10 protein-coding genes and 2 riboswitches are annotated in these 15,076 nt (G+C 39.8%); of the genes, 1 reads left to right on the forward strand and 9 read right to left on the reverse strand.

The window, feature by feature from the left end:
- Positions 1 to 24 precede the first annotated feature (24 nt).
- The 6 genes from FCI53_RS10645 to FCI53_RS10670 form a co-directional block, all read right to left on the reverse strand.
- Positions 25 to 240 (reverse strand): hypothetical protein, encoded by a 216-nt coding sequence (locus tag FCI53_RS10645; RefSeq protein ID WP_138418641.1) that lies wholly within the window; start codon positions 238 to 240, stop codon positions 25 to 27.
- A 514-nt stretch (positions 241 to 754) separates the two neighbouring features.
- Positions 755 to 2,704 carry a TRAP transporter permease gene (locus tag FCI53_RS10650; protein ID WP_246050084.1) on the reverse strand — a complete coding sequence of 650 codons (1,950 nt, stop codon included), beginning with the start codon at positions 2,702 to 2,704 and terminating at the stop codon, positions 755 to 757.
- 37 nt (positions 2,705 to 2,741) lie between these two features.
- Positions 2,742 to 3,779 carry a TAXI family TRAP transporter solute-binding subunit gene (locus FCI53_RS10655; protein WP_171038140.1) on the reverse strand — a complete coding sequence of 346 codons (1,038 nt, stop codon included), beginning with the start codon at positions 3,777 to 3,779 and terminating at the stop codon, positions 2,742 to 2,744.
- The gene (nadC, locus tag FCI53_RS10660) at positions 3,760 to 4,635 is read right to left on the reverse strand and encodes a carboxylating nicotinate-nucleotide diphosphorylase (protein WP_138418647.1); all 876 of its coding nucleotides are present in this window, start codon (positions 4,633 to 4,635) and stop codon (positions 3,760 to 3,762) included. Before nadC ends, FCI53_RS10655 begins: the two co-directional genes overlap by 20 nt.
- A 321-nt stretch (positions 4,636 to 4,956) precedes the next feature.
- Positions 4,957 to 7,248, reverse strand: a complete 2,292-nt coding sequence (gene metE, locus FCI53_RS10665) for a 5-methyltetrahydropteroyltriglutamate--homocysteine S-methyltransferase (RefSeq protein ID WP_138418649.1) — start codon at positions 7,246 to 7,248, stop codon at positions 4,957 to 4,959.
- A 31-nt stretch (positions 7,249 to 7,279) separates the two neighbouring features.
- Positions 7,280 to 9,127 carry a bifunctional homocysteine S-methyltransferase/methylenetetrahydrofolate reductase gene (locus FCI53_RS10670; RefSeq protein ID WP_138418652.1) on the reverse strand — a complete coding sequence of 616 codons (1,848 nt, stop codon included), beginning with the start codon at positions 9,125 to 9,127 and terminating at the stop codon, positions 7,280 to 7,282.
- 122 nt (positions 9,128 to 9,249) lie between these two features.
- A riboswitch (SAM riboswitch) is annotated at positions 9,250 to 9,350 on the reverse strand.
- Between the two features lie 448 nt (positions 9,351 to 9,798).
- A riboswitch (cyclic di-GMP riboswitch) is annotated at positions 9,799 to 9,884 on the reverse strand.
- Positions 9,885 to 10,184: 300 nt separating this feature from the next.
- Between FCI53_RS10670 and FCI53_RS10675 the strand changes: the two genes are divergently transcribed.
- Positions 10,185 to 12,239 (forward strand): methyl-accepting chemotaxis protein, encoded by a 2,055-nt coding sequence (locus tag FCI53_RS10675; RefSeq protein ID WP_138418654.1) that lies wholly within the window; start codon positions 10,185 to 10,187, stop codon positions 12,237 to 12,239.
- A gap of 504 nt (positions 12,240 to 12,743) precedes the next feature.
- On the opposite strand, the gene hxlA is transcribed toward FCI53_RS10675, so the two are convergent.
- Genes hxlA through rpiA form a run of 3 tightly spaced genes read right to left on the reverse strand, consistent with a single transcriptional unit; the run spans position 12,744 to position 15,071 of the window.
- Complete coding sequence (gene hxlA / locus FCI53_RS10680) at positions 12,744 to 13,364, reverse strand: 3-hexulose-6-phosphate synthase (RefSeq protein WP_138418656.1); 621 nt, start codon at positions 13,362 to 13,364, stop codon at positions 12,744 to 12,746.
- Between the two features lie 43 nt (positions 13,365 to 13,407).
- Positions 13,408 to 14,358, reverse strand: coding sequence for a sugar kinase (locus tag FCI53_RS10685; RefSeq protein ID WP_138418658.1), 951 nt, complete (start codon positions 14,356 to 14,358; stop codon positions 13,408 to 13,410).
- Between the two features lie 2 nt (positions 14,359 to 14,360).
- On the reverse strand, positions 14,361 to 15,071 hold the full coding sequence (gene rpiA, locus FCI53_RS10690) for a ribose-5-phosphate isomerase RpiA (protein WP_281279527.1): 711 nt from the start codon (positions 15,069 to 15,071) through the stop codon (positions 14,361 to 14,363).
- Between the last annotated feature and the right edge of the window lie 5 nt (positions 15,072 to 15,076).

Consider the following 15,076-nt stretch of genomic DNA (forward strand, 5'->3'; position numbering starts at 1 on the left):
CACACATCACTCCTTTATGATTTATTATTCTTCGTCCTCAACCTTCTCCGCCCAAAAGACAAAAATGATTGATTGGGTCGTCCATATAAAAAAGCCTATAATCATCAACCAATTAAAGAGAGGTATTCCTAACCAACCAGGACTAGTGGGGAACCATGCAAAAAGAAAAATGGCATAGGCAATTAAAATAACCGTCATAATAATTCCCGGGTTTTTCATGATATTTTTCTTTTGTTTCATCACCTTTCGCCTCCAATCATTTTTTAAAAAATTTTCCTTGCAAACTACAGGGATACGACGACCCATTAAGAAAGGGCTTACATTTTAATCGGAAATAATGTGTCCCCCAGTTACGAGGGCTATCCGTTTTTTATGCAAACCACATCACCCTTTTTTTCTTTCCTTAAAAGATCTATATGCATAAAAGTATTTTTGTATACAATTAATTTGGTACAAACAGAAAAAATAAAAAAAGAAGCAACGGGACGGTCTCCTGCTTCATTGTTGAGGAAGTAGAGAATTGGCCCTTGCTTACGACGATATTAAGCACTATTAATACAGTCTTGTTAAAAAGACCCACCACGCCTCTGTAAGAAGCGTGGTGATTTCTGTTACCTAGTGTCAATAATTGATTTGTTTACGCATTTAGAAAAAGGGAATCTCAAGTACAGTTCTTGTGCTTCCTTCTGTGATATCAAGTACTTAAAACCGCCACCACCCAACAATATATAACCATAAACATCGCCTAGTCACCTTAACTTCCACCGCCACCTTTAAACAACCTCAACTGGGACAAGTGCCCTGTCCCCATGTCCCACTTTTGGTGGAGGATCACTGCTAGGAGTAGGGCAATTCCTATGGTATCTGTTAGTGTGCCTGGATATAGCATTAGAACGCCGCTTGCGATAAGCAAAATTCGTTCTAGATAGTTAGCAACCATAAGCAACCATCCGATGGCGCCACCTGCTAAGGTGATCACACCGATCGTCGCGGTAAGGAAGGCCATAACAATTTGAATTGGAGAGCCATTCATCAATAAGGACGGTTCTACTACAAACATAAACGGGACGATAAACCCAACTAAGCCTAACCGGACAGCTTCCAACCCTACTCGATTTGGATTGCTACCCGAGATTCCTGCTGCTGCAAAAGCTGCGACAGCAACTGGCGGCGTAATCGCTGAAAAAATCGAGAAATATACAATAAACAAATGGGCAGCCACTGTTGGAACCCCTAATTCGATTAACGCCGGTGCTGCCAACATCGCTGTTAAAATATAAGCGGCTGCAACTGGCATGCCCATTCCTAAAACGATACAAATAAGCATTACCAATAATAATGTAGGAAAAAGCATTCCATCTGTTAATCCAAGTACAATACTTGTTAATTTCCCACCAAGTCCAGTCGACATGATGCCCGCAATGACTAACCCTGCTGCTGCACATGCCGTTGTCACTGGTATCGAGGACTTAGCCCCAACAACCATCGCTTCAAAAATTTCTTTCCATCCCATCCGTGTCCGTTTACGGAACCAGCTTACAATTACAATCGATACAATCCCATAAAATCCTGTTCTAGAAGCACTATACCCTTGCAACAGCAACAAGACCAACACAATTAACGGAATAAAATAATACCATCCTTGTTTTAACACATCTGAAATCTTAGGAATATCTTGTTTCGCTGCATGCGGCAAATCTAATCGCAACGCTTCAAAATGAACCATGCTTAATAATGACACATAGTAAAGAATTCCTGGGATCATTGCTGCGATCACAATCGAACCATAGGAAACATTCGTAACGGCAGCCATCAAAAACGCTGATGATCCCATTATTGGGGGTAAAATACTTCCTCCAGTGGAAGCAGCCGCTTCAATCGCTGCCGCAAATGACGGTTTATATCCCACTTTTTTACTTACAGGTATGGTAAAAGCTCCTGTCGTCACTACGTTTGCCGTTGGACTACCGGAAATGGAACCAAATAACGCACTGGTCAGCACCGCCACCTTAGCCGCTCCTCCTTTTGATGTACCGGCAATCGCCGTTGACAAACGGAAGAAAAATTCTCCAGCTCCCGCCTTTTGCAAAAACGCCCCAAACAATAAAAACATAAACACAAACGAAGCAGCAACGGACACTGGAGAACCCCATAACCCATTTAAACTAAAGGCCAAATCATCTAAAATCGTAATCGGAGCAAATTCCCTGTGCCCCAACAGACCGCTGAAATGATGCCCCCATAAAGCATAACTGAGGCCTACTACCACGATCATAACAATTGGAACACCGATCGTTCTTCTGGCTGCTTCGATACTTAGAAGTACGAACACAAGACCAAAAAAGACATCGGCATTTGTGAGTGGGTCCATAATCGGAATCCTTTGTGCTATCCGGTCTGCATGAATCGTGAAATAGACTCCCGCCCCAAGCGCTAATAACGCACAGAGATAATCGAGGTAGGATGGCATATGACTGGATGCTTTTTTACCTACTTTTGAATAACGATAAAATAAAAAAGTCAATCCAATGATAAAAGCCAAATGAATTGCCATCTGATTGATTGGGTTCAATTTTCCCCAAACAACCGACCAGACTTGAAATACGGATAATAAACAGGCGATAATGTTAAATAGTTTCCGATGGCCACCCGACAAATCACGCTTTTCTCCTGCTGCCAACCATCCTACTACTCTCGTTTTCATGTTCACGAATCACGACCTCTTTTCTAAAGTTCCATGTTTAGTTCACATCATCGCTTTCAACTAATCCCGCATCTTGGAAAAACTTCTCAGCACCAGGATGAAGCGGAACAGCACCAACATCCATAATCGTTTCATCTGTTAAATTGGTAAATTCCTCATGCACCGTTCCTAAATAATCGATATTTTCATAGATTGATTTGGTAACTTGGTACACTTCATCCTCTGATACGTCCTTATGCACCACCAGAATAACTGGCGTATTCACCGTCGCTACATCCTCTTTTAAAAAGTCATAGCCACCTGCTTCAATCACACCAGCTTCCATTCCAAGATTTTCTGACACCGCTTGAATAACTGCTTCATCCAATGAGAACATCTTGAAGTCCATTGTCGTTGATGCTTCGAGAATGTCACTAGAAGGAACGGACAATGCATCACCAGTGCCATCTATCCGGTTATCAGCCATTAATTCAAACGTTTTGGTTCCTCCTAAATGATCCACAGATCCGCCCCATGCAATAATGTCATCGTAGGTAACCCCGTATTCCTGCAGAATATTCCTTGTAATCATTTCACCCGGTGATCCTTTTTGATCGACAGCCAAACGAAGGGGGACTTCCTGTTCAACAATTTCCTCAAAAGAATCATAATCCGCATCGGCTTTTACAACAAATTGATAATAATTTGCCGGGATCACAACACTAATTGCTCGAACATCTTCATAAGCCTGGTCATACGGTTCTTCCCCTTTGTAAGCAGCATAGGCGGTCATCGCATAGGAAAGGCCATATGGAATCGTGTTTGTCCCAACAGTTGCGGGATTTTCAACGATCCCACCTGGTTCAACGGTAATGAAAGCATCTTTGTTTTCTCGCCGAATCGATTCTGCTATCCCTTCTGTAAATACTGACCATGCACCACCAGTACGTCCGCCGATAATGGTCGTTTCCATTTCTTCCTTTGCTGTATCGCTAGACTCTGAATTCGTTGCTTCTGCACCCCCACATGCAGTCAACAACAAACTTAATAGCAATACTCCGAATAGATGAAACTTATTAACTAACACGTTCCCCACTTCTAAACGCCTCCTTTTTATTTCCCTGTTTCACTTGCAAACTAATATCAAGTGCCTTGACGGAATGGGTTAAAAATCCTAACGAAATATAATCAACGCCCGTTCCTGAAAACGTAGCTAAATTTTCCAAGTTAATGCCGCCAGAGGCCTCGGTTACGATCGAACTAGGCACATAGGTAGCAAATTCCTTTACCTCCTCTGGTGTTCGATTATCAAACATAATCACATCTGCTCCAGCCTCGACGGCTTCCAATACTTCTTCCTTTGACTCTGTTTCCACCTCAATCTTAACCATGTGACCAACTTTTTCACGAACAGTCTGTACGGCTTTGGTAATCGATCCGCTGAACGATATGTGGTTATCCTTAATCATCACACCATCATACAAGCCTTGACGGTGATTTTTTCCCCCACCAGTAATAACAGCATATTTATCAAGCATCCGTAAGCCAGGAATAGTTTTTCTTGTATCACAAATTTGAATCGAAGGATCATCGATTGTTTCCACACATTGATTGGTAATCGTCGCAATCCCACTCATACGCTGCATCAAATTTAAAATAACCCTTTCCCCTGTAAGCAAATGCGCAACAGGACCTGTTACTTCTGCAATTTTTTGACCAGCAGAAACATGATCACCATCTGAAATATGTATTCTGATCTCAATCGAAGAATCTAGTAAATGATACACTTCTTTAATAATGGTCGTCCCCGAAATAACGCCATCTTCCTTAGCAATAAACACCCCCGTTCCCACTTCATCAAGCGGAAAAATCGATTGACTCGTAATATCTTGATCACCAATATCCTCTAGTAAAAAGGATTGGAGCATTGACCTTAGTTTTAGTGGATTCATCCTATCTCCCCTTTATTTTGGTTAAAGTATCCTGTATGTAGTTGTTGGATTGTGAGTTTATTCACATTGGAATGAATTGTAGTTGGTAATTTGGTTTTTACAGGTGTCTTTACACATATATTTACATAAGTTGGTTAGAATGGCAAGAACCTTTATTAAAAAAAAGAAGCACGGGGATGGTTATTGGCTTCCTTCAGCTTCGTGTCTGGCACAACCTGAGGTTTAAACATAATTGAATCTTAATAGTAATTGCTGTACTTGTTCCAATAATATCTTATACATAATAAGGAAGCAGGAGAACCGCCCCCTGCTTCCTTATTCTTATACTAAGTTGGATAGTTTTGATTCTCTTATTTCTTTTGCTGCTTGAACCATGACTTTAAGTGCTTCTATTGTTTTTCCTTCTTGTCTTGTTTTTAGACCACAATCAGGGTTAATCCAAAACTGCTTCGGTGAAATGGACTGTAATGGACGATTAATGTTTTGTTTAATCTCTTCCTTACTAGGGATTCGTGGACTATGAATATCATAGACACCAAGGCCGATTTCTTTTTCATACGTATTTTCCTCAAAGGTGGAAATAATTTCTCCATGACTCTTCGATGTTTCAATCGAAAGAACATCTGCATCCAATGCATCAATCGTATTAAAAATATTATGGAAATCAGAGTAGCACATATGGGTATGAATTTGTGTATCGTCTTTTACTGATGATGTGGTCAATTTAAATCCATAAACAGCTGCATCTAAGTATTCAGATTGTTTAGCTGAATCTAGTGGTGTTCCTTCTCGTAACGCTGGTTCATCGACTTGAATAATTTTTATCCCTGCTTCTTCAATGGCCTTGACTTCTTCTTTCAACGCTAAAGCAATCTGGTTTAACACCGTATAACGTGGGACATCATCATATACGAACGACCAGTTTAGAATTGTTGTCGGACCGGTAAGCATCCCTTTGACCGGTTTGTCTGTTAATGATTGCGCATAAACCACTTCTTTTACTGTCATCGGTTGATCAAAAGAGACATCACCAACAATTAGAGGAGGTTTCACACATCTGGAACCATAGGACTGGACCCAGCCAAATTCTGACACTTGAAAGCCATTTAATTTTTCACCAAAATATTCGACCATATCTGTCCGTTCAAATTCCCCATGAACAAGTACATCAAGGCCAATATCTTCCTGAATAGCAATCCATTTTTTAATAGTATTTTTAATAAACTGTTCATAGTCTTCGTTCGTAATGTCACCATTACGCCATTTCCTTCGTGTCTGTTTAACTTCTGCTGTCTGCGGCAAGCTTCCAATCGTCGTAGTCGGAAGAACCGGTAGTTGCAAATCCTCCTGTTGCTTTTCGATACGTTTAGCAAACGGTAACGTACGTTTTGCATCTTGTTCACGAAGGTTTTCCACATTTCTTTTCACATCATGATCTTTACGATAATCGGACTGTTTTAAGTTAGTAAGTGCCTCATCACTAGCCTTCAGTTCTTCGGTAATACGCTGCTTTTTGTTGTTGGCCCCTTTAGTCAAGGTAACAACTTCTTCCAATTTTTCATCGGCAAAGGATAGTCCATCTTTGATAACCGGATCCAATGCTTGCTCATGCTTTTTCGTTACTGGAACATGAAGTAGCGAACAAGATGGTTGAATAATCAATGTGTCATGTTCTACATATCGCTCAATCTCTTTAATTAACTCCAAACGATTTTCTAAATCCGCCCTCCAAACGTTTCGACCATCGACAACACCAACGGCTAGAACTTTATCGTTAGGGAAACCATGTTGCTTAATGGAGGCAAGTGAATCTCCATGAACAAAGTCAAGTCCAATCCCTTGAACAGGTAATTCTACCACTTCTTTATAATGAATGACGCGTTCAAAATAGGTTTGTAAAATAATATTTAATTTCGGGGTAGCTTCATCGAGCGCCGCGTAGACACGATGCGCATAGTCTAATACTTCCTTTGATACATCGGTGCCAAAAATAGGCTCGTCTATTTGTACCCATTCGGCTCCCGCTTCCTCTAATTCCTTTAACACTTGAATATAAAGTGGTAAAAATGCTTGCAACAGCGTTGGGAAATCTTTTTCCTCATAGCCTTTAGATAATTTCAAGTACGTGATTGGACCTAAAATCACTGGTTTCCCATCAATTCCCAGTTCTTCCTTTGCCTCTGTGTAATACTTTAACGGGTAATTTTCCGTTAAGGTTGGCTTCACATTTTCTAATTCTGGCACAATGTAATGATAGTTGGTATTAAACCATTTTGTCATCACCGAAGCAACAGCATTTTTTACGCCTCTAGCTACTGCAAAATACGTTTCAAAATCCACTTTTCCACCATTATAATCAAAACGTTCCGGGATCACGCCAAACATCGCAGAAGTATCTAGTACATGGTCATAAAAGGAATAATCCCCAACTGGAATGAGATCGACCCCTGCCTTTTGTTGCTTCTTTAAGTTTTCCAGTCTTAGGTGCTTCGTTGTTTCTAGCAACTCCTCCTCGGAAATGGTCCGATTCCAATAGTTTTCAAGTGCCTTTTTCCATTCTCTTTTTTCCCCGATTCTTGGATAACCAAGATTTGAACTTAATAGATTTGTCATGTTACATTCCTCCTCCATTTTTTTTATAATCCTACTGGGATAATAATGCTCTTTTTCGTAACTTTTTCTGTATATACTTGGATAGTTCAACTGTTAAGTCATAGCGCATAAACGGTGTAACTAAATAGATACCGTGAAAATGTTCCATCGCTGTGTCAATTAACTCCCTGGCGATGGTAAGACCTTCTGCAATCGATTCTCCACGACTTTCGGCCACCGCCCGCATACGATCACGTGTGTTATCCTCTAGCTTCATTCCTGGCACTTCATTATGCAGAAATTCCGCATTCCTTGTCGAAGTTAGCGGCATAATTCCGATAAAAATCGGCGTATCGAGATGCTTCGTTGCTTGTTTTAACTCCTTTATTTTTTCTGAACTGAATATTGGCTGGGTCAGAAAATAATCGGAACCACACGCGATTTTCTTCTCCAATCGTTTCACTGCTTTTTCCAGGTTAGCAACGTTTGGATTAAAAGCAGACGCTACCCGAAAGTCCGTTTTTTGTCGTAACGATTTTCCTGAAAAAGATAACCCCTTTTCATTACTTTGTTTAATTAATTTGGTCAACTCAAAAGAGGTCACATCAAACACTGATGTTGCTCCAGGAAAATCTCCTATTTTGGTGGGGTCACCAGTAACTGCCAAAATTTCATGGATCCCCAACGTGTGCAACCCCATTAAATGTGATTGTAATCCAATTAAATTACGGTCACGGCACGTCAAATGAACTAGGGGCGTGATCCCGATATCGTGTTTTTTAATCAATGTCGCCACTGCGATATTACTAACTCTCGGTGTCGCTAATGAATTATCCGCGATCGTGACCGCATCCACACCGGCCTCTTTTAGCGCTTTTACACCGCTTAAGTATTCATCTACTTGCAAATGCTTGGGCGGATCCAATTCAACAATTATCGTATGACACTTTTTGGTGATTTCCGGTAAAGATAGCTTTTCTCGAACTGGGTTTTCTTGTATTTCTATGGTGGGTTGTTTTGTTGTCGGTGTTTTTTCTTGTAGTGGTTGCAGTCCTTTGATGCCATTCGCAAGTGCACGGACATGTTCAGGTGTCGTTCCACAACACCCTCCAATTAATCGCACACCTTCATCTCTGAACTCTCTCGCACATTGAATGAAGTAATCTGGGTGGTTGTTATAAATAAGCTTGCCATTTCGATAAGCTGGCAAACTCGCATTAGGATACGCCGCTAAATAAGCATGCTTAGGCAGCGGTACAGATGCTAGTGATTTCACCATATGATGTGGTCCAAGTCGACAATTAACCCCAACGACATCCGCCCCTAAATCCTCTAAGCGTTGTAACACATCTGGCAACAATGTACCATTTTCGAGGACGCCAGGTTCATGCATTGACACATTCGTTATAATTGGTAAATTCGTTTCCTCTCTTACGATCGCTAAAACTGTTTTTAATTCTTCTAAATCATAATACGTTTCCAAAAGCAGACCATCGACGCCTTCTAACAAGAGGCAATAAAGTTGTTCCCTAAAGCTTCGTTTAATTTCTTCCATCGTTCCTAAAAGTTTTTGCGTGCCTTGGATTCCTCCAATCGTACCGAGGACAAACGCTTCGTTTTTGGCCGCCTGCTTAGCAATTTTCACAGCAGAAGCATTTATTTTTTTGACTTGATCCTCCAACCCATATCTCGCCAGTTTTATATAATTGGCACCATACGTATTGGTTTGAATCACATCTGCGCCCGCTGTAATATACGCCTCATGCACATGCCGTATTTCCTCCGGATGGGTAAGGTTCATTTGTTCAAAACAACGATCCACTCCATGAGAATACAGTAGCGTTCCCATCGCCCCATCCCCAATCAAAATCTTGTCATTGAGTGCGGTTAATAAGTTCAATCAATCAAACCCCTTTCCTTTTGAATGATCCTTCGTCCTCCTCCCTCACTTTTTTGGTGTTTAACATATAAAAAAACCTCTCCTTGAAAAAGAAGAGGTTGACACCATAGGCTTTGTTGCTCTTCTTATCTTCAAGCATGTTGCTTCTGGAATTAGCACAGTACTCCACGAGTCTGCTGCTGAGGTATCAAAGGGCCAGTCCCTCCACCTCTCTGGATAAGAAAGTTGCTTATGAAATTTTTATACTGATTAGTACTCTACCGCCTTTCACATGTAAAGTCAACACAATTTTCGTAAAATTTATATTTTTCCGAAAAGTAAAGCACGGGGACGATTTTTGTGCTTCCTTACCGGTGACAGGCACTGCTACTATTTCTAGAAAAAAGCCACATTAAAAAGATCCTTTTCCAACTTAATTTCCTAAAAATAAAAAGACCCACCGTGGTCCGCATCTGTGAGAGGCGTGGTGGGTTCTGTTAACAATAATTCATCTTAGAAAAAGGGTAACGTGTCAATAATTGATTAGTATCCACAGATGGTAACAGGCACCACCAACGGAAGCAGGAGAACCGTCCCCACGCTTCCCCGCTGGGACAAATGCCCTGTCCTGTCCCCTTGTCCCTATCCCCTAATATAAATAGTTATCTCTTTTGTATTCCTTATAATTTAAATGGGCGAATCAGTCCATTTAATTTTTATTCACATTTCCCCCATGACTTTGCGTCCCAATCTTTCTATTGGTTTGCCTTTACTTATATTAAATTTTGATAACAACGCTAAAATCTTAACTTCAATCTGTTAGACCTTAATAATAACAGTAACAAACGACTTGTTTCATCACAATTCAACATATTTCTGCAACTTATCTGATTTGATATAAAATTAACTTTTCATTCCATTTAGTTAACAACCATTCAGACTGGTGAGAGTGCCTTCATATATTTAATTTATTAAAAATTTTTTTAACAAAAATTCAATGATATGTTACACTAGAAGAAGTTTTTTGACAAAATTCAACATTATTATTTACTAGTGCAGCTAGAAGGGAAGGGAAGTAATGAAGAAAATATTAGAGAAGTTCACTATGTTCGGCAAAATCATGCTAATTTTACCATTCATTATTATATTTCTTGGAGTGTTAACGTTTATCAGTTACAACAATGCATCGAGCGAATTAAATGATTCCATTGACAATCGAATGGCATCAAAGCTAAATGAAACAGTTGAAATAGTCGATAAGAAGTTAACAACGCATGAAAGAAACTTAGTCACAACCAAAGCGTTAGTAGAATCGCGGGCTAATGATTTAACTAGGGACCAATATCGTGCCTACTTTGAACAATTACTACCAAGTAATGAAGAAACCTATGGGTTAGGGGTATGGTATGAACCTTATACATATAACGAAAATGAGGAGTATTTCGGCCCATATGTCTATAAAGATGGAGATAGCATTCTATACACAGAGGATTATGAAGATCCGTCTTACAATTATCATGAGATTGACTGGTATAAGCAGGGACTTCAGTCAGAAACACCAGTTTGGACTGCTCCTTATTATGATGAGACATTAGATCAAACCTTTATCACAACCGGTGTTGCTTTTTCCAATCAAAATGGAACAACAGAAGGAGTTATTACAAGCGACTATGTATTAAATTCGATTCAAACACTAATTTCAGATATTCAAGTAGAGAAAACTGGTTATGCCGTTCTTATTGATGAAAATGGGGGCTATCTGGCTCATCCTAATACTGAATGGCTTCTTTCCGCGGATATATCAAATCAAATAAAAGAGACAAAACACGTGGAAAATCTATTATCAACAGCAAACGGTACGATCCATTCTGAAGCTAACGACAAGGAATATGAGGTGTATTATCAAACATTACCAAAGGTGGGATGGAAAGTTCTTCTGTTTGCCCCATCTGAAGAATTATATGCATCTTTACCGTCCTTATTAAGTAAATTAATCATTACAAGTGTTATCTTAATTGCATTGATCATCGTTATTGTTTACTTTATCGGAAATACAATTTCAAGAGATGCCAAACAAATGAATGCCCATCTAGAAACACTAGCTTCAGGAGATCTAACCCATCGGATCGATGTGCAATCAAAAGATGAATTTGGGCAAATGGGCCGATATTTTAATTCTTCCATTCACTCTTTACAAACAATGTTAGCCACCATCTCCCAAAGCACTGAGAATGTCGCTTCAACATCTGAGCAGTTATCTGCTAGTTCTCAAGAAATTAATTCTTCTATCGAAGAGGTGGCCTCCTCAATCCAAGATGTCGCCAGTAATGCAGAGAACCAAAACAGACTTGCGGTTGATTTATCGACATCCAGTGAGGGAATGCAAGGGAAAATGAAACAAATGGCTAATTTTGTTCAAAGTATTGAAAAAAAGGCCTCTCAATCTACGAAACTTGCAGATAAAGGAAGCAATACAATTGAAGAAGTGATCAAGAAAATGACTGATTTAAATCAACACGTGAAGGATTCATCTAGTGTCATTCATTCCCTAAATAAAAAGTCAGATCAAATTGAACAAATGGCAAATTTAATTACCGATGTGACGGAACAGACGAATTTACTTGCATTAAATGCTGCCATTGAGGCTGCACGAGCAGGAGAGGCAGGAAAAGGCTTCGCTGTTGTAGCAGAAGAAGTTCGTAAACTAGCAGAACAATCTGGAAAAGCTTCACAGGAGATTAATAACACCATAAGCGGCATACAACAAGAAGTGTCTCAGTCAGTTATTATGATGGATAATAGTCAAACCATTGCTGGTGAGGGGATTCATTCTGTCGAAGAGGCAGGTAAGTCCTTTGACGCGATCACATCATCTATTTTTGACTTATCATCTAAGGTAACTGATTTAACGACAGAAATGAATCATGTGTTAGGTGAAATGAATACAATCAATGACTTATCGAGTCAAGTCAATAACGATTCAACCAATACGAGCGATCTAGCAAATAATGTGTCCGCCGCAACCGAAGAACAAGTTTCGATGATGACAGAAATAGCAAAAGCTGCCGAATCATTAGCCGAATTAGCCCAACAACTTCAAGAAGAAATAACTAACTTTAAAGTAGATAAATAGACGGACAAGGGTCTGGGCTATGGGGTCTGTACCCCATAGCCCACAATATTACATAAACTTAACTTCCTTCTTCGTCAATGAGAACGTTGATAGGTCATCACTTCGCATAGTGCTTCGTCGGTGGGAATAATCAAAGGAACTAATGCACCAATCGAAAGCTTCTTTTAACGGTGACAGGCACCACCTTAGGAAGCAGGAGAACCGGTCCCATGCTTCAACAAGGATGATGCGGACATTTAGTGCGCTATTTAAACAAAAATCCCCTGTTTGGCAGTGTGAACGGACATCTAGTACACTATTTAAACTAAATCAAGAAAAATTCACTCATTTTTGGCTGATTATAGGAAAAGATGTCCGCAAACAGCAGAAAAAGACTATTTTTAACTCCAATAAAGGAATAAATGTCCGCGCACGTCGATTACCGTACTGTGATACGAGACAACCACGCTTACCAACGACACTTTTCACGGGGACAAGTGCCCTGTCCCCGTCCCCCCCATGCTTCTATGAATCTATTATTTGTTTCATTTTCGCAGCTACGTTATTAGGGGCTTTGGCTTTGGTGATTGCACTTCCGACAATCACAATGTCTGGGTTCTCTTTGGCTATCCCTGGTAGTGTATCTAAATTAACTCCTCCTGCAACAGAAGTTTCAAAACGATACCCTTTTACTAACGAAAATAAGTCTGTACTAAATTGTCCTTCTGATTGCTTATCTTTTCCTACGTGAAGGCTAACGAAATCAACACCAATTTCTTGTAGTTGTTCAATTCGATCTCTTGAATCTACTTCAAGTAAATCTACCATAATATGTTTTCCATATTCTTCGGCAACCTTCAGAGTATCTGTGATTGTTGAATCATTTGAGAAAGCCATCACTGTTACTATATCAGCCCCTGCATCAAAGGCTTGTATTGCTTCATGTTTTCCAGCATCACACGTCTTCATATCTGCTAAAATCGTTTTTTCAGGATAAAGCTCACGTAACTCACGAACAATAGCCATTCCGTATTCTTTAATTACACCTGTTCCAACTTCGATAATATCAATTGACTCTTTTGTATCATTCACTATCTCGATACATGATTTTCTCGTCATCCGATCCAATGCTAACTGCAATTGCACTATACCCCTCCTCTAATCGTCGTTCCGGTTACATGATCTAATCTTATCGTTCGATTACTTCAATTTCTCCAAGGCGACCTTGGACATCTTCATAGTATGGCAATCCTTCGTTATCGCCTTTCACACCAACAACCATTGAACCAATTGTGTTGGCAAATTCGAGTATTCTGCCTAATGGCCAACCATTTAGCACTCCAAAAAGGAACCCGGAATCAAACCCGTCACCAGCTCCAACTGTGTCGACAACTTTTGGGGCCTTAGCAGGTGGTGCTTCCAAATATTCGCCGTTATAATAACCTACAGAACCTTTTCCGCCTTGTTTAATTGCAATATAAGAAATTCCTAACTCTTTAATGGATTCAATAATTGCTTTAGGTTCTTTTTCTCCGATAATAATATCCATTTCCTCATCACCAGCAAGTAAGATATCAACATAAGGAAGAATTTTTAACAAAGCTTCTCTCGCTTCCATTTTACTCCACATCCGCAAACGAATATTTGGATCAAACGATATCATTAGACCATGTTTTTTCGCTAACTCTATTGCACGATCAAAAATCTCCATGTTCTTCGGATCGATCGCCGGAAAAATTCCAGTTAAATGAAGTACTCTTGCTTGTTTAAAATATTCTTCATCTATATCATCAGGGGTCATGGATAATACCGGAGATTTATCACGATAGTAAAACGTTCGCACACTCCCATCTTCCATAACCTCTTTAAAGTTGAGTGACGTTGGATAGCCATCAACAAGCTTTACTTGGGAAATGTCAATCCCTTCTCCACGCGCAAATGTTTGAATATATCTTCCAAATTCGTCATTTCCCAATCTACTAATATACCCTGAGTTTAGTCCTAGACGGGCACAACCAATCGCTACATTCAGCTCCGCTCCACCAATATTTTTGTTAAAGCTGTTCACGAACTTCATCGGACCTGTTGAACCAGGATTAAATGCAATCATTGCTTCTCCTATTGTAATGACATCATACATGTTCATTCCTCCTCATCTAGCTCTTGGATGTTTCTCTCCAACACTTCCATACTTCCGCTTCGACATGAGATCACCTTGTCTGTCACGCCGACAAATAACCCCGTTTCCACAACACCAACTATTGCCTTCAAATGCTGATGCAATTTTTTCGGATCAAGAATCTTTTCAAATTTACAGTCCAAAATGTAATTTCCGTTATCAGAAATAAACACTTCTTCATCTTGTTTGCGAATTACCGGTTCACAACCGAACACCGCAATCCGTTTTGCTGTTATATTCCATCCATAAGGGACAACCTCGATAGGTAAGGGAAAATCACCTAAATGTGGTACCATTTTTGATCCATCGACAGTAATGATTAACTTATCGGCTAGTACATCAACGATTTTTTCCCTTACTAACGATCCCCCACCACCTTTTAATAGATTTAGATTTGGATCTACCTCATCCGCTCCATCTATAGCAAGGTCAATACGTTCTACTTCAGTAAAATCAATTAAAGAGATACCTAGCTTTTTTGCCAATCGCTCGGTCTTCTTTGATGTCGGAATCCCTTTTACTTGCAATCCTTCATTTTTTATTCTTTCAGCTAGTTTCTCAAGCATCCAATTGACAGTTGAGCCCGATCCTAGTCCTAGAATCATACCGTCTTTTATATAAGTAACTGCCTCTTCACCGGTAATTTTCTTGTCCGTTTCCATTTGAGTTAACATACACC

It is taken from the genome of Aquibacillus sediminis, assembly GCF_005870085.1.
In the GTDB taxonomy this organism is placed as follows: Bacteria; Bacillota; Bacilli; order Bacillales; family Amphibacillaceae; genus Aquibacillus_E; species Aquibacillus_E sediminis.

Excerpts from the sequence above, each read along its gene's own strand:
- FCI53_RS10645 (WP_138418641.1), bottom strand. The coding sequence starts at position 240 with ATGAAACAAAAGAAAAATATCATGAAAAACCCGGGAATTATTATGACG.
- FCI53_RS10650 (WP_246050084.1), bottom strand. The coding sequence starts at position 2,704 with ATGAAAACGAGAGTAGTAGGATGGTTGGCAGCAGGAGAAAAGCGTGAT.
- nadC (WP_138418647.1), bottom strand. The coding sequence starts at position 4,635 with ATGAATCCACTAAAACTAAGGTCAATGCTCCAATCCTTTTTACTAGAG.
- metE (WP_138418649.1), bottom strand. The coding sequence starts at position 7,248 with ATGACAAATCTATTAAGTTCAAATCTTGGTTATCCAAGAATCGGGGAA.
- FCI53_RS10675 (WP_138418654.1), top strand. The coding sequence starts at position 10,185 with ATGAAGAAAATATTAGAGAAGTTCACTATGTTCGGCAAAATCATGCTA.
- FCI53_RS10685 (WP_138418658.1), bottom strand. The coding sequence starts at position 14,358 with ATGTATGATGTCATTACAATAGGAGAAGCAATGATTGCATTTAATCCT.
- rpiA (WP_281279527.1), bottom strand. The coding sequence starts at position 15,071 with ATGTTAACTCAAATGGAAACGGACAAGAAAATTACCGGTGAAGAGGCA.